Source organism: Streptomyces sp. x-80, assembly GCF_046549095.1.
In the GTDB taxonomy this organism is placed as follows: domain Bacteria; phylum Actinomycetota; class Actinomycetes; order Streptomycetales; family Streptomycetaceae; genus Streptomyces; species Streptomyces celluloflavus.
The window spans coordinates 1-20,604 of the sequence record NZ_JAJPWM010000008.1 but is presented as its reverse complement, the minus strand read 5'-3'; the positions used below and the strand labels follow the sequence as shown (position 1 = coordinate 20,604).

16 protein-coding genes and 1 pseudogene are annotated in these 20,604 nt (G+C 73.6%); 9 read left to right on the top strand and 8 right to left on the bottom strand.

The annotated features are described in order from the left end of the window. The first annotated feature begins 135 nt into the window (after window positions 1-135). Window positions 136-465 (top strand): bifunctional 3-phenylpropionate/cinnamic acid dioxygenase ferredoxin subunit, encoded by a 330-nt coding sequence (locus tag ACLJWH_RS17405; RefSeq protein ID WP_411142629.1) that lies wholly within the window; start codon window positions 136-138, stop codon window positions 463-465. 90 nt (window positions 466-555) lie between these two features. On the opposite strand, the gene ACLJWH_RS17400 is transcribed toward ACLJWH_RS17405, so the two are convergent. After that, entirely contained in the window at window positions 556-969 is a 414-nt protein-coding gene (locus tag ACLJWH_RS17400) for a hypothetical protein (RefSeq protein WP_411142628.1), read from the bottom strand. A 342-nt stretch (window positions 970-1,311) separates the two neighbouring features. Here ACLJWH_RS17400 and ACLJWH_RS17395 point away from each other — a divergent pair, with 342 nt between their 5' ends. The 6 genes from ACLJWH_RS17395 (at window position 1,312) to ACLJWH_RS17370 (ending at window position 7,852) form a co-directional block, all read left to right on the top strand. Beyond that, window positions 1,312-4,107 (top strand): nitrate- and nitrite sensing domain-containing protein, encoded by a 2,796-nt coding sequence (locus tag ACLJWH_RS17395; protein ID WP_411142627.1) that lies wholly within the window; start codon window positions 1,312-1,314, stop codon window positions 4,105-4,107. Next, window positions 4,104-4,544 carry a roadblock/LC7 domain-containing protein gene (locus ACLJWH_RS17390; protein WP_411142626.1) on the top strand — a complete coding sequence of 147 codons (441 nt, stop codon included), beginning with the start codon at window positions 4,104-4,106 and terminating at the stop codon, window positions 4,542-4,544. Before ACLJWH_RS17395 ends, ACLJWH_RS17390 begins: the two co-directional genes overlap by 4 nt. A gap of 19 nt (window positions 4,545-4,563) precedes the next feature. Next, the gene (locus ACLJWH_RS17385; protein ID WP_411142625.1) at window positions 4,564-4,986 is read left to right on the top strand and encodes a DUF742 domain-containing protein; all 423 of its coding nucleotides are present in this window, start codon (window positions 4,564-4,566) and stop codon (window positions 4,984-4,986) included. An 84-nt stretch (window positions 4,987-5,070) separates the two neighbouring features. Then, window positions 5,071-5,940, top strand: a complete 870-nt coding sequence (locus tag ACLJWH_RS17380) for an alpha/beta fold hydrolase (RefSeq protein WP_411142624.1) — start codon at window positions 5,071-5,073, stop codon at window positions 5,938-5,940. 62 nt (window positions 5,941-6,002) lie between these two features. Beyond that, entirely contained in the window at window positions 6,003-6,614 is a 612-nt protein-coding gene (locus tag ACLJWH_RS17375; protein WP_411142623.1) for a TetR/AcrR family transcriptional regulator, read from the top strand. Window positions 6,615-7,240: 626 nt separating this feature from the next. Then, window positions 7,241-7,852, top strand: coding sequence for a GTP-binding protein (locus ACLJWH_RS17370; RefSeq protein WP_411142622.1), 612 nt, complete (start codon window positions 7,241-7,243; stop codon window positions 7,850-7,852). 72 nt (window positions 7,853-7,924) lie between these two features. Here ACLJWH_RS17370 and ACLJWH_RS17365 read toward each other — a convergent pair whose 3' ends face one another. The 5 genes and pseudogenes from ACLJWH_RS17365 to ACLJWH_RS17345 form a co-directional block, all read right to left on the bottom strand. Then, the gene (locus tag ACLJWH_RS17365) at window positions 7,925-9,115 is read right to left on the bottom strand and encodes a lipid-transfer protein (RefSeq protein ID WP_411142621.1); all 1,191 of its coding nucleotides are present in this window, start codon (window positions 9,113-9,115) and stop codon (window positions 7,925-7,927) included. Continuing rightward, complete coding sequence (locus tag ACLJWH_RS17360; RefSeq protein ID WP_411142620.1) at window positions 9,112-9,570, bottom strand: Zn-ribbon domain-containing OB-fold protein; 459 nt, start codon at window positions 9,568-9,570, stop codon at window positions 9,112-9,114. The genes ACLJWH_RS17365 and ACLJWH_RS17360 overlap by 4 nt, the downstream gene beginning before the upstream one ends. Window positions 9,571-9,829: 259 nt before the next feature. Further along, on the bottom strand, window positions 9,830-10,228 hold the full coding sequence (locus tag ACLJWH_RS17355) for an Mpo1-like protein (protein ID WP_411142619.1): 399 nt from the start codon (window positions 10,226-10,228) through the stop codon (window positions 9,830-9,832). A 301-nt stretch (window positions 10,229-10,529) separates the two neighbouring features. Continuing rightward, window positions 10,530-11,369 carry a M15 family metallopeptidase gene (locus ACLJWH_RS17350; RefSeq protein WP_411142618.1) on the bottom strand — a complete coding sequence of 280 codons (840 nt, stop codon included), beginning with the start codon at window positions 11,367-11,369 and terminating at the stop codon, window positions 10,530-10,532. A 327-nt stretch (window positions 11,370-11,696) separates the two neighbouring features. Continuing rightward, window positions 11,697-14,312: pseudogene (locus tag ACLJWH_RS17345) on the bottom strand (glycoside hydrolase family 31 protein); the annotation flags it as partial. 324 nt (window positions 14,313-14,636) lie between these two features. On the opposite strand from ACLJWH_RS17345, the gene ACLJWH_RS17340 reads away from it, so the two are divergent. Together ACLJWH_RS17340 and ACLJWH_RS17335 are read left to right on the top strand one after the other, a co-directional pair. After that, entirely contained in the window at window positions 14,637-16,655 is a 2,019-nt protein-coding gene (locus tag ACLJWH_RS17340; RefSeq protein ID WP_411142617.1) for an acetoacetate--CoA ligase, read from the top strand. Between the two features lie 82 nt (window positions 16,656-16,737). Next, window positions 16,738-17,691, top strand: a complete 954-nt coding sequence (locus ACLJWH_RS17335) for a hypothetical protein (protein ID WP_411142616.1) — start codon at window positions 16,738-16,740, stop codon at window positions 17,689-17,691. A gap of 94 nt (window positions 17,692-17,785) precedes the next feature. On the opposite strand, the gene ptsP is transcribed toward ACLJWH_RS17335, so the two are convergent. Continuing rightward, window positions 17,786-19,456, bottom strand: a complete 1,671-nt coding sequence (gene ptsP, locus ACLJWH_RS17330) for a phosphoenolpyruvate--protein phosphotransferase (protein ID WP_411142615.1) — start codon at window positions 19,454-19,456, stop codon at window positions 17,786-17,788. A 77-nt stretch (window positions 19,457-19,533) separates the two neighbouring features. Then, a complete protein-coding gene (locus ACLJWH_RS17325; RefSeq protein ID WP_411142614.1) occupies window positions 19,534-19,983 on the bottom strand; it encodes a PTS glucose transporter subunit IIA in 450 nt (149 codons plus the stop codon). Window positions 19,984-20,604 lie beyond the last annotated feature (621 nt).

Below are 20,604 nucleotides of genomic sequence, written 5' to 3'. Positions count from 1 at the left end.
CCGCGGGGCGCGTCCGACGGCATCTTTCCGGGAGGCCCTTGACGGCCCGCTCCCCGGCTTGGATTCTGTTGCGCATCGCGCTCCGCGATGCGTTATTCAGAACGTCATGATACCGATCAGCGCGAGGGGGGCCAGATGATACCCGTCTGCCGCATCGAGGACCTGCCCGAAGGCGAGTCCGTACGGATCGAGATCGACGACACCACACCGGCCATCGCCGTCTTCCACACCGGGACCGGCCTCTACGCCCTCGACGACACCTGTAGCCACCAGGACGCCTCGCTCTCCGACGGCTGGGCCGAGGGCTGCCACGTCGAATGCCCGCTGCACGCCGCCCGGTTCGACCTGCGTACCGGCGTCCCCAACGGGCCGCCCGCCCGCCGGCCCGTGCGCACCCATGAGGTCAGCGTCCTGGACGGCGTGATACACGTCCGGCTCGCGGTGTCCGAGGAGTCCATGGCGTGAGACCGGTCCGGCCGTACGGGCCGGGCGCCGCGCTCACCCGCGCGGGACGGCCGGCGGACCGCCGCCGACGGCCCGCCGGCCGCCGCCCGTTCACGCCGCCGCGCGGTCCGCCCGCGCGGAGCGGTCCCGGCCCTCCCGCCGCCGCTGCCGGCGCGCCCGCCGCCGCTCCCGGCGCAATTCCCGGGCCGTACTGCTCGGCTGGGACTGCACACCGTTGCGCTGCACCCACACCTGCCGGGTCACCCAGACGTCCAGCACCCCCCAGGTGGCGACCACGGTGCTGGCGACCGTGCTGATCACCGCGGGGAAGGCGAGCCAGGACCCCGTCACGGTGCTCAGGAACGCCACCATGGCCTGGATCAGGGTGATCGCCACGATGATCACGGCGCGCACCGCGGCCGTGCGCACCGGATCCGGCATCCGCCACCGGGTCGCCGGCTCCTCCTGCCACAGGGCACGCCTGGTGTCCATGAACGCGTCACACTCCCCGCACTCTCCGCGCATGTCCGACGCCTCGGTGGCTGCCCGGATTTCACCGGGTACCCACCCGTGTCGCCGCACCTCGTCCACCCTCATCGTCACGCACCCCGGAGCCACCGGATCACCCGGGGTAGCAGAATTCCGGCCAACCGGCGCGGCGGGGCACCGGAGACGGGAGCGGCGTCCGGGGCCGTAAACACGGGTGGGTTGTCCGGGAATCGACGGACAACTCATGACCGCCCCGCCCCGAACCCCGCGCCACGGCGTCCGGAAGAGCCTTCGGCCCGGTCACCCGACAGTAGTAGGCTCGCGCCGTTTGCTGACGGAACACCGCCCCCGTGCGCCGGGGTTGACGTGGGGGAGGCCATGCGCTTTCGCGGGAAGTCGATCCGCCGGAAGATCGTGGCGCTGCTGCTCGTGCCGCTGGTGTCCCTGACCGCCATGTGGGCCTTCGCGACCTACCTCACCGGCCGCGAGGCCAACCAGCTGCTGGACGTCGGCAATGTCGTACGGAAACTGGGGTACCCGGCCGAGGACGTCGTCCAGGCCCTCCAGAACGAACGCCGGCAGAGCCTGCTCTACCTCGCGGACCGGCGCGGCGCCGACGCGCTCACCGAACTGCGCCAGCGGGACCGGGCCACCGACGAGAACGTCGCCCGGCTGCGCGCCAACGCCCGGGACCCCGGCGTACGCGAGGACCTCACCGCCGGCGCGGGCGCCCGGATGCGCGACGTCATCAAGGGACTGGACGGCCTGCCCGCCCTGCGCACCCAGGTCGAGGACAACACCCTCACCCGCGAGGAGGCCATGGAGGCGTACGACAGCCTGGTCGACCCGCACTACGACTTCCTCGCCGCCCTCCACGACCTGGCGGACGTGGAGATGGACAAAGAGGGCCGCGCGCTGGTCACCCTCACCCGCGCCCGCGAGGCGTTCGCCCGCGAGGACGCCCTGCTGTCCGCGGTACTGACCTCCGGCAGTATGAGCACCCGCGATCTGCGGGCGTTCACCGAGCGGATCGCCGAACGCCGCGTCCTGTACGCCACCGGTCTGCCCGCCCTGTCCGCCGCGGACCGCACCGCCTACGACGACTACTGGCACACCGCCACGGCCCGCGCGCTCACCTCCTTCGAGGACTCCGTGATCGCCGCCGGGGCGCGGGACGCGCCGCACGCCGTCAACGCCGAACGCTGGGAATCCACCGCGGACACGGTGCTCGGCGACCTCCAGCAGCTGGGCAAGGACGCCGGCGACCGTTACCAGGAGCGCGTCGCACCGGTCGCGCGGGCCGTCGTGATCAAGGCCGGTATCGCCGGAGTCCTCGGCTTCGTCGCCCTGCTGGTGTCCGTCGTCGTCTCCCTGCGCATCGGCCGCCGGCACGTCAAGGACCTGACCCGGCTGCGCAAGGACGCGCACGAGGTCTCCGGCGTCCGGCTGCCCAGCGTCATGCGCCGGCTGGCGGCCGGCGAGCGGGTGGACGTGGCGGCCGAGGCGCCCCGGCTGGACTTCGGCCACGACGAGACGGGCCAGGTCGGCCAGGCGCTCAACACCCTCCAGCGGGCCGCCGTCGAGGCGGCCGTCAAACAGGCGGACATGCGCCGCGGCGTCTCCGAGGTGTTCGTCAACCTCGCCCGACGCAGCCAGGTCCTGCTGCACCGTCAGCTGACCCTCCTGGACGCCATGGAGCGGCGCACCGAGAACACCGACGAACTCGCCGACCTCTTCCGGCTCGACCACCTGACCACCCGGATGCGCCGGCACGCGGAGGGCCTGGTCATCCTCTCCGGCGCGGCGCCCTCCCGGCAGTGGCGCAATCCCGTCCAGCTGATGGACGTGGTACGGGCCGCCGTCGCCGAGGTGGAGGACTACGCGCGCATCGAGGTGCGCCGGCTGCCGCGGCTCGCGGTGGACGGGCCCGCCGTCTCGGACCTCACCCATCTGATCGCCGAACTCGTGGAGAACGCCACCGTCTTCTCACCGCCGCACACCGCCGTCCAGGTACGCGGCGAGCGGGTCCCCAACGGCTTCACCCTGGAGATCCACGACCGCGGTCTGGGAATGGCCCCCGACCTGCTGCTGGACGCCAACCTCCGGCTCGCCGAGACCCCGGAGTTCGAGCTGTCCGACACCGACCGGCTCGGTCTGTTCGTGGTCAGCAGGCTCGCCCGGCGGCAGGGCGTACGGGTCTCGCTCCAGCCCTCGCCGTACGGCGGCACCACCGCCGTGGTCCTCATCCCCGGCACCATCCTGACCGAGACCGCCGAGGACGGCCGCGACGACACCGGCGCGGCGGCCGTGGACGGCGGGGCGAACGGCGCACCGGAGGAGGCCGTGGACCGGCTGGCCGTCCTCGCGCAGATCCCGGTCCCGCTGGCGGAACGTGCGGGCCGCACCCTGGCCGCGCTCGACGGACCGGCCGGACGGGAGGCGCCCCGCGCCGACGCGGCCGGCCGCCCCCGCGGCCGGAACCACGCCCGGGGCCGCGGCCGCCGGGGCCCGGCCGCCGCGCCGACCGGCCCCACCCCCTCACCCGCCGCCCCCGCGGCCAGCGCCCCCGTACCGGCCGCCGAACAGCACCAGCAGAGCCGGGACCAGGCGCCGGGCGGCGGCCCCGCGCCGCTGCCGCGCCGCCGGCGCCCGCCGGTCCTGGTCGCCGACCACGGCAGACCCGTCGACGCCCGCGACGACGGCGGCGAACCGCCCGCCGAGCGCCCCGGCCCGGAGCGCGCCGGACGGCACACCGGGCACGGACCGCAGCCCCCCGGCGACGGGACACCGGAGCCCGCGGACGGCGTGCCCGCCGCACCACCGCCCCCGGCATCCGGCGGGTTGTTGCCCCGCCGGGTCCGGCAGGCCAGCCTCGCACCGCAGCTCAAGGACGGCCCCGTCCGGCAGCCGGCGGCGGACGACGACCGCGACGCGGACGCCGTCCGCGCCCGGATGGCCGCGCTCCAGCGCGGCTGGCAGCGCGGCCGCCGCGACAACGGCGAGGCCCCGGACGGCGGTCCGGCCGCGGCCGGCGGGGGCGCCGGCACCGCACCGGACCGCGGCCCCGCGGACACCGCCGCCCACCGTACGGACACCGCCCGCGACGCAGCCGCGCGCCGCGGCGACGGGGGCACCACCGCACCAGGAACGACATCGGGAGGAGACGGTCCATGACCGCACCGAAGGCAGCAGCTTCCACCGCACCGGACGCGACGCAGGGAACGGGCGAGCTCAACTGGCTCCTCGACGAACTGGTCGAGCGGGTCGGCAGCATCCGCAAGGCACTCGTCCTGTCCAGCGACGGGCTGGCCACCGGCGCCTCCAAGGACCTGACCCGCGAGGACGGCGAGCATCTGGCCGCGGTGGCCTCCGGCTTCCACAGTCTGGCCAAGGGCGTCGGCCGGCACTTCGACGCGGGCCGGGTCCGGCAGACCCTGGTCGAACTGGACGACGCGTTCCTGTTCGTCAGCGCGGCCGGCGACGGCAGCTGCCTGGCCGTGCTGGCCGACGCCGACTCCGATGTCGGGCTGATCGCCTACGAGATGACCCTGCTCGTCAAACGCGTCGGCGCACACCTGGTCACCGCGCCCCGGTCCGGGCTGACCACCTGAGGGCGCCGACGGTGACGCCATGAGGGACCAGGATGGGCGGACCGGGCGGGCCGGGCCGGACCGCGCGGCGGCCCGCTGGTTCGACGACGACGCGGGCCCGGTCGTCCGCCCGTACGCCATGACCCGCGGGCGCACCCGCACGGCCGCGGAAGGACGCCTGGACCTCATCGCGCTGGTGATCGCGGAGACCCGCGCGGAGGAGACGGTCGCCGACCAGACGCTCTCGCCCGAGCATGTGGACATCGTCGGGCGCTGCCGCCGGACACCGCTGTCGGTCGCCGAGCTGGCGGCCGGCCTCGATCTGCCGGTCGGCGTCGTGCGGGTGCTCATCGGCGATCTCCTGGACGCGGGACTGGTACACGTCAGCCGCCCCGTACCGCCGGCCGAACTGCCGGACGAGCAGATCCTGCGCGAGGTGATCGACGGACTGCGCGCGCTGTGACACGGTGCTGCGCACCGACGCCCGCGCGACGGTCCGTCTGTATGTTTCCCGCCGTGTGACGGCCGACCAGAGGAGAGCACCGCCATGTCCCCGGACACCACCCCGGCCCCCTTCGAGCAGCTGACGATCCAGGCCGGCCCGTACACCTACGACGCCCTGGCGGCCGGGCCCGCCGACGGCGAGTTCGTGCTGCTGCTGCACGGCTGGCCCGAGTTCGCCGACTCCTGGAGCGCCGTGCTCACCGCCCTGGGCGCGGCCGGCTACCGCGCCGTCGCGGTCGACCAGCGCGGCTACTCCCCGCGGGCCCGCCCGCCGCGGACCGCCGACTACGCCGTGCCCGAACTCGTCGCCGACGCCCTCGCGTTCGCCACGTCCCAGGGCGCCGGCCGGTTCCATCTCGTCGCCCACGACTGGGGCGGCATGGTCGCCTGGGCACTGGCCGCCGCCCACCCCGAGCGGCTGAGGTCGCTGACCGTACTGGCCACCCCGCACCCCGAGGCCCTCAACCGCGCGGCGGCCGAGGACCCGGACCAGCACCACCGGCTGGACTATGTGCGCTTCTTCCGCCAGGCGGACGGCGCCGCCGAGCGCGCCCTGCTGGCCGACGGCGCGGCCCGGCTGCGCGCCGCGTACGGCGGCATGGTCGCCGACGAGCTGGTGGCGGCCAACGTCCGCAGGCTCACCGAGCCGGGCGCGCTGACCGCCACCCTGAACTGGTACCGGGCGCCCCGCGAGACCGTCTCGGTCCCCGCGGGCCGGATCGCCGTCCCCACCCTGTTCCTGTGGGGCAGCGAGGACATCGCCCTGGGACGTGTCGCAGCCGAGTCGACGGGGGAGTGGATCGACGGCCCGTATCGCTTCGAGGCCCTGGCGGGCGCGAGTCACTGGCTGCCCGAAGAGGTGCCCGACGAGCTCGTACCCCGGATCCTGCACCACCTGGGCCGGTACACCTGACGGCGGGTGCGGGAGGCGACGATCCCCGTCCGGCCCGGCCCGCGCCGCCGTACACTGCGGACATGTCCGGCAAGCGCGCCACCCGTCTCACCCCCGACCAGCGCCGGGAACAGCTGGTCGAGATCGGCCGGGAGATGCTCGCCGACCGTTCCCTGGACGAGCTCCCCACCGACGAGGTCGCCCGGCGGGCCGGTATCTCGCGCGGATTGCTCTTCCACTACTTCGACTCCAAACACGACTTCTACCGCGCCGTGGTCCGCGCGGAGTGCGACCGGCTGACGGCCGCCACCGAACCGGACGCCTCGCTCGGCCCCGTCGAGTGGCTGCGCTCCTTCATCGCGGGCTTCGTCGGCTACGTCCTGGAGCACCGGCAGGTGTACCGCGCGCTGGTCCGGGGCGCGGCCGGCAGCCATCCGGTGGTGGCCGACATCGTCGGCGACACCCGCCGGACGCTCGCCCGGCGGGTGTGCGACGGACGGCGGCGGCTGGGCCTGCCGGACGTCCCCCGGCTGGAGCTGGCCTCGGGCGCCTGGATGGCGTTCGCCGAGGAGGCGGTCACCAACTGGCCGGCGGCGGACCCGGACGCGCGGGAGGAGATCTGCGCGTTCGTGGAAGCCGGCTTCGTCGGCCTCCTGGGACTGCTGGACCGGCCCGCGGCGCTCACCCCGCGCTGAGCCCGTCCGTCAAGGCGCGCCGGACGACGGCACGTCTCACACAGCCCATAGCCGGTCGGCACCGTGCCTCGGGGTGCGGTCGGCGGCTTCCCGCTCCACCAGCCCCTGCGGACGAACCCGCACCCGCTCCGGAGCCGATGCCAGACCCTCCGCATGGAGTCCTGGCCGATGGGCCCGGTGCCGGGGCCACCAGCACGGGAGAGCGGCAGCCTCCCTGCTCTGTACGGGGGGTGGTGACGGCCCGACCGGCGTCCAGGCATCAGCTGAGGGCCATGAGCGCGGCCCGCCGGCCCGGCCCCGTCGTGCGGTTCGTACGGCCGGGGAACTCGAACCCCCGGCCGGGAACTCCCGCCGCCTGGGGCGAGCCTGCCGCCTGATGCCGTTCGACTCTCGCGAGCCGAGCCGAGCCGGAGCCGGTGCGTCCCAATCACCCTTATCCACCCACCATTTGGGGTGATTGCGGGACGCTGCGGGCACTGTTCCCGGCCATGGTGCACCTCAAGTGGGCTCACCAGCAAGCACGTTGTACCGTTCCCTTCCGGCCGCTGACGCCGGGCGCTCGCCGTCCCCCGGGGGCTCCGCGCGAGTGCGCCCCTCTGCATCCGGCAATCCTGGAGAAGAATCCCATGGCCCTCGGCCGTTCGGAACGCCGCAGCCGGTCCGCCACCGCGGACCCGATGACGCTCAAGATCCTGGTCGCGGGCGGGTTCGGCGTCGGTAAGACCACTTTGGTGGGCGCGGTCAGCGAGATCAAACCGCTGCGCACCGAGGAGCGGCTGACCGAAGCCGGCCGGCCGGTCGACGACCTCGACGGGGTGACGGGCAAGTCCACCACCACCGTCGCGATGGACTTCGGCCGGATCACCCTCAGCGAGCGGCTGACGCTCTACCTGTTCGGCACCCCCGGCCAGGAACGCTTCTGGTTCCTCTGGGACGAGCTGGCGCTCGGCGCGCTGGGCGCCGTGGTGCTCGCCGACACCCGGCGGCTGGCGGACAGCTTCGCCGCCATCGACTACTTCGAGCGCCGCGGCCTGCCCTTCACCGTCGCCGTCAACTGCTTCGACGGCGCCGACCGGTACGCCGTGGAGACCGTCCAGGACGCCCTGGACCTCGACCCGGAGGTACCGGTGATGCTGTGCGACGCACGGCACAAGGACTCCGCCCGGGACGTGCTGATCGCCGTGGTCCAGCACGCGATGCGCCTCGGCGCCCGGCGGCGCGAGCCCGCGCTTCCCTGACGGGGCGCGGAGGAACGGCCCGCACCCCGCACCGCCCGGGGTGCGGGCCGTACGCCCGGCACGTCCCCGGTCTCACCGGACGGCGACCACCGCGGACCCGTGCCCGAACAGCCCCTGGTTGGCCGTCACCCCGACCCGCGCGCCCGGTACCTGACGCGCGCCCGCCTGCCCCCGCAGCTGCCAGGTCAGCTCGCAGACCTGCGCGATGGCCTGGGCCGGCACCGCCTCCCCGAAGGAGGCCAGACCGCCGCTGGTGTTCACCGGCAGCCGCCCGCCGAGCGCCGTCGCCCCGTCCCGCAGCAGCCGCGCCCCCTCACCCGCGGCGCACAGCCCGAGGTCCTCGTACCACTCCAGCTCCAGGGCGGTGGACAGGTCGTAGACCTCGGCGAGCGAGAGATCCTCGGGCCCGATGCCCGCCTCCTCGTAGGCGCCGCGGGCGATCGAGGCGCGGAAGGTGGTCGCCGGCTCCGGCACCGCCGCCGCCGAGTCGGTGGCGATATCGGGCAGGTCGAGCACGGTCCGGGGATAGTGCGGGGTGGCCGTGGCGACCGCGCGGATCCGGACCGGGTCCGCGGCGCCGTGCCGGCGGGCGAAGTCCATGCTGCTCAGGACGAGCGCCGCGGCGCCGTCGGAGGTGGCGCAGATGTCCAGCAGCCGCAGCGGATCGGCGACCACCGCCGACGCGGCGACCTCCCGGGCCGTGACCCGCTTGCGGTAGCGGGCGTACGGATTGGCCGCGCCCGCCGCCGAGTTCTTCACCTTCACCTGCGCGAAGTCCTCGACGGTGTCGCCGTACAGCGCCATCCTGCGGCGCGCGTACAGCCCGAAGTACGCCGGGTTGGTGGCCCCCAGCACCCTGAAGCGCAGCCAGTCCGGGTCGTCGGGACGGTCGCCGCCCGCCGGCGCGAAGAACCCCTTCGGCGCGGCGTCGGCACCCACCACCAGCGCCACCTCCGCCAGGCCCGCCAGGATCTGCGCCCGCGCCGTGCCGATCGCCTGCGCGCCGGACGCACAGGCCGCGTAGACACTGGTCACCCGGGCGCCCTGCCAGCCCAGCGCCTTGGCGAAGGAGGCGCCCGCGACATAGCCGGGGTAGCCGCCGCGCACCGTGTCCGCCCCGACCACGCTCTGTACGGCGCGCCAGTCGAGCCCGGCGTCCGCTAGGGCGTCCCGCGCCGCCCGGGTGCCGTACTCGACGAAGCCGCGCCCCCACTTGCCCCAGGGGTGCATCCCGGCGCCGAGCACCGCCACCTCGCCCGTCATGACGCCTCCGGTGCGGCCGTGGCGACCGGCTGCCAGTACCAGGTCGTCCAGATGTGCTCGGCGTCCTCGTTGAGCACCCCCGGCACCAGCTCCACCTCCGCGCCGACGGTCAGGCCGTCGACGGTGACACCGGGCGCGGCCTGCCCGAGGACCACCATCCGCTCCGCCGCCAGCTCCACGGCGACCAGGGTGTACGGCTGCCATGCGGCGTCGGGGTCGGAGACGTAGGGGGCGGGCGGGCGGTAGCGCCCGTCGGTGTAGGACCAGACCGTGCCGCGCCGGGACAGCGGCACCTCGTCCAGCTCGTCGCCCGCGCAGCCGGGGTTGCGGCAGAAGGAGTCCTCCCGCGGGAAGAACACCGAGCCGCAGGCCCGGCACCGCGTCCCCAGCAGCCGGAAATCCGCGGCGTCCTGATCGAACCAACCCGGCACCACGGGCTTACGGGTACGCGGCACAACGCCTCCCGGCAACGCGACCGACGGACCGGCGGAACGTACTCACGCGGCTCACACAGCTCACCGAACCGCCGGAATCACAGAACTGACGGAACGTCAGGAGTGTGTCACGGGCCCGCTCGGCACGGAACCCCACCGGCTCCCGGGCGGTGACCGCGGGGGAGGGGAGGGGAGCGGTCGGCCGGGATCTTGCGGCCGCCGTCCCGTCCCGGCCGCGGCTCCTTCGGCCGCCGTCACCTCTCCGGCTGCCGGGGCGTCGCTAACTCCCGTGCTCCGCGAGCCACTTCGCGGCGATCTCGGCCAGCTCCGCGTCCCGCCCCTTGAGCATCATGCGGATCATCTGCGCATCCCCGCGCAGCGACCACGCCGGGTGCCCGAACGTCGCGGGGTTGTTGCGCTCGATGAGGAAGTGCGCGGGCCAGGCCGTGCCGTAGCCGATCAGCGGCAGGGCCAGCAGCAGCTTCGGCCGCCCGCGCAGCACCCCGTACGCGGACACCGCCAGCCCGGTCAGCGTGCCCGTCAGATGCACCCAGCGGGTGGCCGCCTGGGAGTGCATCGCGACGTAGTAGGGCCAGAACTCCTCGTACGAGCCGAACCGCCGGCCGCTCGCGCGCCCGGCCTCTCCCTCGCGCTCCTGGTTGCTCTCTCGGTCGGTCATGCCCGCACGGTAGCCGGGCCCGTGGAGGCTGTCAGTATCCGGTGTCACGGTGGTCCTGTGCGACGGCGGCCCCGGGGCGCGAACCGGCCGTCCGGGGTGGCCGAGGCGCCCTTGGCCGTGACCCGGACAAGGTCGCCGGACCGGACCCCGGCCCTGGTACTCCTCGGTATTTCTCGTGTTTTCAACGAACCGGACGCGCCCTGCCCGCGTCCCTCACAGCAGGGCCCGGGGTACGGGATCGACGGGGGTGATTCCGTGCCCCGGACCGCGGACGAGCCCCGCCCGCGGCGGCCGGTGGACGTCAGCGCCGGACGAGCGAGCGCAGGGTCACCGGGAAGTCGAAGTAGGTGTCCGGAAAGGTCTCCGCCGCGAGGGTGTAGTGCCACCACTCGTAGGGGTAATTGACGAACCCGGCCTGCTCCAGACCTCGCTTGAGCAGCAGCCGGTTCGCCCGCTGGGTGCCCGTGATCCGCGGATCGAGGGTGTGTGCCAGGGGATCCATGCAGTCGAAGCCGGTGCCCATGTCGAGCGAATTGTCCGGGAAGCGGGCGGCCTTCGGGCCGTAGCAGGACGACAGCGGCTCCCCGGGGTGATACGGCCTGGTCGGCAGCGCCGGCAGCCGTACCAGCGTCAGATCGAGGGTGCTGCCCCTGCTGTGCCCCGACTTCTCGGCGATATAGCCGTCCCGGAAGAGCGCCGACTTCTCGACCCGCGGGTAGAACTCGTCCTTCATCCGCTGGTCGCCCGGATCCTCGGCCCACCGGATGAAGTGGTTCACGGCGCGCTGCGGTCGGTAGCAGTCGTAGACCTTGAGGGAGTAGCCGCGGCGCAGGAACGACAGCTGCGCCCGGTGCAGCGCCCGTGCCGTGTCCCGCGTGACGAGGCACACCGGCGCCCGATAGCCGGTCACCGGTACGCCCATGAAGTCATGCGGGGTGAAGTAACGCATCTCCTGAATGATCGTGGGATCCACCGCGCGCAGCGCGACGAACTCCCCGGGCGCCCTGGGCTCCGCGGCCGGGGGCGGGGCCGGCCGGGCGGCGGGGGCTCCCGCCACCGCACTCGACGGCAACAGGGTGACGGTCAGCAGGGCGGCAGCGGCAACGGCGAGGCCGCGCAGCGCGGCGGTAAGTCTCGGCATGGCCCCCGTCTACCAGCCACGGCCCGCTGAGGGGAACCCTCCGGGACGCGGGCCGTGCCGGGAGGGATGCCACGCGGTGCACCGCGACGGGAAGCCGGCCGGCGCGCCGTGACGGGCGCCGCGATGTGCGACGCGATGTCCCTCGACGGGAACGGCTCGCCGCCGCGATGCACCGCTACGGGACCCGCCCGCCCGCGCGGCAGCCGCCCGCTACCCGCCCCCGCCCGCCGCGGACCCGCCCGTATCCGTCCCTGTCCCCGTATCCCTCCCCGTATCCGGCCTCGTTCCCGTATCCGGCTCGTTGTCCGCGTCCGGACCGGTGTCCGCCCCACGCACCCGTACCCGGTATCCCACCGCGTGGCCGCCGTGCCGCTCCACGACCACCCGCCCGTCCTCCAGCCGCGAGGTGAAACGTTCGACGTTCGGCCGCCGCCAGCCGTCCCCGGCGTCCGGCACCACCAGACCGCCGCCCCGGCGCCCGGCCGCCGGCGCCCATACCTCCAGCTCCGTCGCACCGTCCGCGCCCGCCACCGGCAGTACCGCGCCCGCCCGTGCCAGCACCGGAATCCGCGACAACGGCGCCGCCACCAGTACCTGGCCGGGCCCCTCGTACGCCTGCCCGGTCACCGTGTCGTACCACCGCCCGCGCGGCAGCCGCACCGCCCGCCGGGTCGCGCCCGGCTCCAGTACCGGCGCCACCAGCAGCGCGTCCCCCAGCAGGAACGCGTCCTCGCAGTCCCGCAGCGCCCGGTCCCGCGGCGCGTTCCACCACAGTGGGCGGACGTACGGCGCGCCGGTCAGCCGCGCCAGCTGCCCCAGCGTGTCGAAGTACGGCAGCAGCCGCGCCCGCTCCCGCAGCGCCACCCGCGCGTGCTCCAGCACCTGCGGTCCGTACTCCCACGGTTCCCGCCGCCCCGCCCGGATCGCCGAATGGGTACGGAACAGCGGGAGGTACGCGCCCAGTTGGAACCACCGCAGATAGAGCTCCGGCGACGGCACCCCGGAGAACCCCCCGATATCCGGACCGCTGTACGGCACCCCGCACAGCCCGAGCCCCAGCACCAGCGACAGCGAAGCCCGCAGCCCCGGCCAGCCCGTCGCCACATCGCCCGACCAGCTGCCCCCGTACCGCTGCAACCCGGCCCACCCCGACCGGGAGAAGAGGAACGGCCGCTCGTCCGGCCGCAGTTCGCACAGCGCCTCGTACCCGGCCCGCGCCATCGCCAGCGCGTAGACGTTGTGCGCCTCCCGGTGGTCGCCGCCCCGGCCCTCCAGCGCGTGCCGCGCCGAACGTGGCAGCGTCGGCTCACCGAACACCGCGAACGAGACCGGCTCGTTCATGTCGTGCCAGACCCCCGCGAAACCCTGCGCCAGCCGCTCCGCGTACAGCGCGCCCCACCACTTGCGCACCCGCGCGTCGGTGAAGTCCGGGTACACCGTCTCGCCCGGCCACACCACGCCGCGCACCTCCCGCCCGCGCGCGTCCCGGACGAACGCACCGGCCGCGGCCCCGCTGTCGTACACCGCGGCGCCCGGCTCCGCCTTCACCGCCGGATCGACGATCGACACCAGCCGCACCCCGTCCGCCCGCAGCTCCCGGGCCAGACCGGGCAGATCCGGATAGCGCTCCCGGTCGACGGTGAAGACCCGGTGCCCGTCGTAGTGGTCGATGTCCAGATGGACGGCGGCCAGCGGCAGCCCGCGCTCCCGGTAGCCCGCGACCACCCGCCGCACCTCCGCCGCCCCGCCGAACCCCCAGCGGGCGTGCTGATGGCCCAGCGCCCAGCGGGGCGGCAGCGCGGGGGCACCGGTCAGCGCCGTCCAGCCGAGCAGCACCCGGGCCGGGGTGCCGGCCAGCACCCAGTAGCGCAGCGGCCCGCCGTCCATCCGCACCTCGCAGGTGCCGGGCCGGTCGTGCCCGGAGCCCGCGCCCTCCTCGCCCTCGCGCAGCGTCACCCGCCCGTCCCAGGAGTTGTCGTGGAAGACCAGATGCGTACCGGCGTCCGCCACCACCAGCTGCACCGGCATCGTCAGCGACAGCGGATCGTCACCCGGCCCGAACGCACCGCCGGGATCGGTGTTCCACAGCCGGTACACCCCGTCGCGCAGCCGCGGCCCGTGCGCCCGGCCCCCCAGCCCGAAGAACCGCGCATCGGCCGCCACCTCCGACCGCTGCACCCACCGCGACCCGATGGGCCCTTCCGGCCGTTCGGGCTCCTCCGACCGCTCGGACCCTTCCGGCCGTTCGGACCGCTCGGGCCCCTCCGACCCCTCTGTCCTCTCCGGTCCTTCCGGCCTCCGGGAGCGAGCGGGCCCCTGGGCCGGCGGCACCCCGGCGTCCCGGGGATTCCCACCGCCCGCCGCGCCGTCCCCAGGGCCCCTCCCGCTCTTCCCGCCCTTCCTGCCCTTTCCGTCCCTCTTCCCGCTCTTCTTCCCGTCCGTCACACTGTCCGCGCCATCCGTGCGGTCCCACCAGCGGGGCGGCAGCTCGCGACGGAGTACCGCCCCGCCCGGTGTCCGCACCTCGACCGCGCCGTAACGGGACACCATCACCAGCAGCCGCTCGGAGACCACCCGCCAGCCGCCCTCCGTATCCGGTTCGAGCACGGCCCGCGCGTCCACCTCGGGACATGCCCCGGCCAGTGCGTACGAGGGTTCCGGCGCGGCGCCGTCCCAGCCGCAGAACACCGCGCCGCCCGTCGCCACCCGCACCCGCAGCGACGACCGGGCGAAATGGATCACCCCGCCGCCCGGCTGCGGCTCCGCGCCCCGCGCGGCCCCGGGCACCCGCGCCCGCTCCGTGCCCCGCCGCGGCAGCGCCAGCGCGTCCGTCCGCCGCCGTCGCCATGCCGTGCGCACGGAGCGCAGCCCCTGTGCCGGCCCGATCGCCCTGACCATCCGTACCGACCGCACCAGAGCACGCCCGAGATCACGCCTGTCCATGCCGGTCAGCCTGCCATTGACGGAACTGCGGGCCGGTACCGTTCAACTCCCGTTCACCTGTGAGAGATCATGTCGGCCACCTCCTGGCGGGCGGCCCGCCCACGATGGCCGGAACCGACCGGGAGACATACCCGGGGCCCGCACCCCGTGGCCGCCCCACACCGGGTACCCCCCGAATGTGGGGGGTCCGCTCTGGTGCACGAGTCGATCACATGGCATCGTCCAGGCAAGCCGTGTCACGCGCACACCCCACCGCACCGGAGGGGACCACCCACCGCCACGCGCGACCGACGCACACCACGCGTATCGCCCAGGAGCCGCATCATGACCACCGCACCGCAGTCCGCACCGCAGCCGGAACCCCTCTGGCAGCCCGGCCAGGACCGCATCGCCGGCGCACAGGTCACCCGCTTCCACTCCTGGGCCGCCGAGCACCACGGGGCACCCGCCCCCACCCCGGGCGACCCGGCCGCGAGCTACGCCGCCCTGCACCGCTGGTCCGTCGACGACCTCGCCCGGTTCTGGCAGGCCATCGCCGAATGGTTCGACGTCCGGTTCGCCACCCCGTACGAGACCGTCCTCGCCGACCGGACGATGCCCGGCGCCCGCTGGTTCCCCGGTGCCACCCTCAACTACGCCGAGCACGCGCTGCGCCATGCCCAGGACCCGGCCCGCGCCGGCACCCCGGCGCTGCTGTACGTCGACGAGACCCACGAGCCCACCCCGGTGACCTGGTCGGAACTCCGCGCCCAGGTCGGCTCGCTGGCCGCCGCGCTGCGCCGGCTCGGCGTCCGCCCCGGCGACCGCGTCAGCGGCTACGTCCCCAACATCCCGCAAGCCGTCATCGCCCTCCTCGCCACCGCCGCGGTCGGCGCCGTCTGGACCTCCTGCGCCCCGGACTTCGGCGCCCGCAGCGTCCTGGACCGCTTCCAGCAGGTCGAACCGGTCGTCCTGTTCACCGTCGACGGCTACCGCTACGGCGGCAAGGAACACGACCGGCGTGCGACCGTCGCCGAGCTCCGCGCCGAACTGCCCACCCTCCGCGCCGTGGTCCACATCCCGCTGCTCGGCACGCCCGCCCCCGAAGGCGCCGTCACCTGGTCGGAACTGACCTCGGGCGACACCGAACCGGTCTTCGAGCAGGTCCCGTTCGATCATCCGCTGTGGGTCCTGTACTCCTCCGGGACCACCGGCCTGCCCAAGGCCATCGTCCAGTCCCAGGGCGGCATCCTGCTCGAACACCTCAAGCAGACCGGCCTGCACTGTGATCTCGGCCCCGACGACCGCTTCTTCTGGTACACCTCCACCGGCTGGATGATGTGGAACTTCCTCGTCGGCGGCCTGCTGGTGGGCACCACCCTCGTGCTCTACGACGGCAGCCCCGGCCACCCGGACATCTCCGCCCAGTGGCAGGTCGCCGCACGGACCGGGGCCACCGTCTTCGGCACCTCCGCCGCGTACGTCATGGCCTGCCGCAAGGCGGACATCCACCCCGCCCGCGACCTCGACCTCTCGGCCGTCACCTGCGTCGCCACCACCGGCTCGCCGCTCCCGCCCGACGGCTTCCGCTGGCTGCACGACTCCTTCGCGGAGAGCGGCGCCGACCTGTGGACCGCCTCCGTCAGCGGCGGCACAGACGTCTGCAGCTGCTTCGCCGGGGCCGTGCCCACCCTCCCCGTGCACATCGGCGAACTCCAGGCACCCTGCCTCGGCACCGACCTGCACGCCTGGGACGCCCAGGGCGAACCCGTCATCGACGAGGTCGGCGAACTCGTCGTCACCAGCCCGCTGCCCTCCATGCCGCTGCGCTTCTGGAACGACCCGGACGGCAGCCGGTACCACGACAGCTACTTCGACATGTACCCCGGAGTCTGGCGGCACGGCGACTGGATCACCCTCACCTCCCGGGGCAGCGTCATCATCCACGGCCGCTCCGACTCCACCCTCAACCGCCAGGGCGTGCGGATGGGCTCCGCCGACATCTACGAAGCCGTCGAACGGCTCCCCGAGATCCGCGAATCCCTCGTCATCGGCCTCGAACTCCCCGACGGCGGCTACTGGATGCCCCTCTTCATCCACCTCGTCCCCGGCGCCACCCTGGACGACGACCTGCGCAACCGCATCAAGCAGACCATCCGCACCGAACTCTCCCCGCGCCACGTCCCCGACGACATCATCGAGGCCCCCGGCGTACCGCACACCCTCACCGGCAAGCGCATCGAGGTCCCGGTCAAACGCCTCCTCCAGGGCACCCCCCTCGACAAGGCCGTCAACCCCGGCTCGGTCGACGACCTCGAACTGCTCCGCTTCTACGAGCGCATCGCCAACGACCGCGCACAGTAACGCCGGACCGCCATTGTCCGACCCCCCGATTACTCTCGGTGACAAGTGATGTTCGAGCAGCGCATCTCACCGAGGGGGAGTCATGACCACCACATCCCGGCACACCGGACCGGCCGGGGGCCGCCGCACACTGCGCCGCGAAGTCCCCAGCACCGCCGCCGTCCTGGCGGACGAGCAGGACTTCGCGGCCATGCGCCGTTACCGCACCTTCCCGTTCGACGACTACGGCGGCTACCTCCGGCAGCTGGAGACCCTGCTGCGCACCCTCGCCGCCCAGGGCGTCCCCACCACCCTCACCCTCTTCGACCCGGCCGCCTACGAGGAATACTGCGCGAACCTCGCCCTCGACCCCGACCGCCCCGAGAGCCGCACCCGTTACACGACGGAGGCGGCCTGCGCCGGAGCGACGCTGCCCTACGGCGGCGAACCGCTCACCGAGCTCCTGCCCCCGCTGGTCGAAGCGGCCGACCGCCGGGCGACCTGGGAGCACGCCGGCACCCTGCTCTCCCGCGCCGGCCACTGCGAGGAGTGCGGCGCAGACCTCGCACACGCCGCCTTCACCCGCGCCACCCAGGCCCTCCGCCAACTCCTCGAAGCCCTCGGCGACGGTACCCACCACCTGGTGTGCAGCGTCCCGGCGGGGGAGCGGTCCCTCCTGGCGGTCCTGCACACGACGGCCGAGGGCGGCCGCCGCCGGCTCTCCGAATCCGAATCCCTCGTCTTCCGGACGGTCCTGGCCACCGGGATCGCCCTGCGCACGCCCGGCGGCATCGTCTCCCGCACCAGCACCAGCGTGAGCACCGGCGCCGACACCAGCAGCGGCACCGACACCAGCAGCGGCACCGGCGACGCCCGGGACACCGTCCGCGGCTGGTCCCTGCGCGACTCCTGGCCCCGCGCCCTCACCGCGGCCGAGGTCTTCACGGCCTACTGCACCGACCCCGGCACCGGCGGTCCCGTCCCGCCCGAGCCCGGCGTCGACCACGCCCCCGGCCTCCCCCTCACACCCCCGCCGGACGACCACCGGCACCGCTGACGGCCGCCCCGCCCGGCCCCGTACGGCAGATGGCCGCCCCGCCACAAGGGCGGGACGGCCATCAACACTCCTGCGACGCGGCGCGCCGCCGGGATCACTCCCCGGAGAGCACCGCCTGCGCGGCGACCCGCGCCTCCTGGGCGCTGTCCGCCGCACGCGCCGCGGCCGCGGCGCGCTCGCACTGCGCGAGCGTGTGCTTGGCCAGCGCCGCCCGCACATACGGAATCGACGCCGCACCCATGGAGAGGCTGGTGACACCCAGACCGGTCAGCACACAGGCCAGCAGCGGATCGGCGGCCGCCTCACCACAGACCCCACAGCTCTTGCCCTCGGCCTTCGCGGCCTCGGCCGAAGCCGCCACGAGATCCAGCAGCGCCGGCTGCCACGGGTCCTGCAACCGCGACACGGCGCCCACCTGGCGGTCCGCCGCGAAGGTGTACTGCGCCAGGTCGTTGGTGCCCAGCGACAGGAACTCCACCTCCTGCAAGATCGAGCGCGCCCGGAGCGCGGCCGACGGGATCTCCACCATCGCGCCGAACTTCGCCTGGAGCCCGGCCTCCCGGCACGCGTCCGCGAACGCCTTGGCGTCGATCCGGTCCGCCACCATCGGGGCCATGACCTCAAGGTAGACGGGCAGCCCCTCGGCGGCCTTGGCCAGCGCGGTGAGCTGCGTCCGCAGCACATCGGGGTGGTCGAGCAGCGACCGCAGACCCCGCACACCCAGCGCCGGGTTCGGCTCGTCACCGGGGGTCAGGAAGTCGAGCGGCTTGTCGGCACCGGCATCGAGCACCCGCACCACGACCCGGCCCTCGGGGAAGGCTTCCAGCACCTTGCGGTACGCCTCGACCTGCTTCTCCTCGGACGGCGCCCGCTGGCTGTCGTCCAGGAAGAGGAACTCGGTCCGGAAGAGACCGACACCCTCCGCACCGGCCTCGACCGCGGCCGGCACATCCGCCGGACCGCCGACGTTCGCCAGCAGCGGCACCTTGTGTCCGTCGGAGGTGGCACCCGGCCCGGACGACGCGGCGAGCGCCGCCTTCCGCGCCGCCGCGGCCTGCTCCAGCGAGGCACGCTTGTCGGCGCTCGGCTCGACGAAGACCTCACCGGTGCTGCCGTCCACGGCGACCACGATGCCCTCGGCCAGCTCACCCGCACCCGGCATCGCGACCACGGCCGGTACCCCCAGCGCCCGCGCGAGAATCGCGCTGTGGCTGGTCGGCCCGCCCTCCTCGGTCACGAAACCGAGCACCAGCGCCGGGTCGAGCAGCGCCGTGTCCGCCGGCGCCAGATCGCGCGCGATCAGCACATACGGCTCGTCACTGTCCGGTACACCCGGCATCGGTACGCCCAGCAGGCGGGCGACGATCCGGTTCCGTACGTCATCGAGGTCGGCGACCCGGCCGGCCAGGTACTCACCGGCACCCGCCAGCAGCGCACGGTACGCGGCGAACGCGTCGTACACACCGCGCTCGGCGGTGCTGCCGACGGTGATCCGTCGCTCGACATCGGCCATCAGCTCGGGGTCCTGAGCCATCATGGCCTGCGCCTCGAGCACGGCCTGCGCCTCGCCGCCGGCCAGATTCCCCCGCGCGATCAAGTCAGCGGCAACAGCTTCCACGGCCTGGCGGGCGCGCCCCTGTTCGCGCTCCGCCTCCTCCGCCGGAATCTGCTTGGCCGGCGGTTCGAGAACCGCCGTGCCCATGTGCCGCACCTCGCCGATGGCCACACCGTGGCTCACCCCGACGCCTCGCAGCGTTGTCTCCATTTCACCCGTCTCCGGTTGATGCGACGGTCTGTGCCGCCGCGGTGTATGTCGTACCTGCCGTCGCGGACGGCGCCCGGCTACTGCCAGGAGAAGAGCGTGTCGCCCGCCTTGAGGTCGCCGTCCTCGCGCACCTCACCGAGCGAGTCGGCGGTCGCCTCGAGCGCGACGACCGGGCACACCGGCGACTTGCCGGCCTCCTCGACCGCGGCCGGGTTCCAGCGCACGATCTCCTGGCCGCGCGTCACGGTGTCGCCCTTGTTGACGAGCAGCTCGAAGCCCTCGCCGTTGAGCTGAACGGTGTCGATGCCGAGGTGCGTGAGCACGCCGTGCCCACTGCTGTCGACGACGACGAACGCGTGCGGGTGCAGCGATACGACAACACCGTCCACGGGCGAGACGGCCGTGGACGGCTCACGAACGGGGTCGATGGCGGTACCGGGACCCACCATCGCGCCGGAGAACACCGGATCGGGCACAGCCGCGAGTCCGATGGCGCGTCCTGCAAGCGGGGACGTCACGGTGGTCATGGGAAGCCTCCCAGGGGTGGAGATTCATCAGGCCGCCGTCACTACCTGTCCTGGACGGCGCACCGTTCAGAAGCGTAAGTCATAAGAACTGACGGTTCCGCATGCGCGACACCCGCCAGAGATCCAGAACCCCGCCGAATCGATTTGCCTCGCCCACAGCAGGGCTGTACTGTCTGACACCTGCCCCGGACACCAGGACGCAATCACTGCGGCCAGGAGAGTGGGTGGCACTCCCTCAGAGCTTTGATCGAGATTCTCGAATTGCGCGCTTCTGTATTCCTACAGAAAAGCAGCGGTTCGAAAGCCCGAAACGGCCTGATAGAGTGTGAAACATCGAAGGGAAGCGCCCGGAGAGCCTGGTGAAACAGGCGCGAAGGAAGCGTCCGTTCCTTGAGAACTCAACAGCGTGCCAAAAGTCAACGCCAGATATGTTGATACCCCGTCCACTTCGGTGGATGAGGTTCCTTTGAAAAAGTCCTCCGACATCCACTAGTTGGTGTGGGAGGCGACACTAGCGAGGACGCTGTGAACTGCTGGACTTATTCCGTCCGGTGGTTCCGCTCTCGTGGTGTTTGCCCCGGTATCGGGGAGACATTCACGGAGAGTTTGATCCTGGCTCAG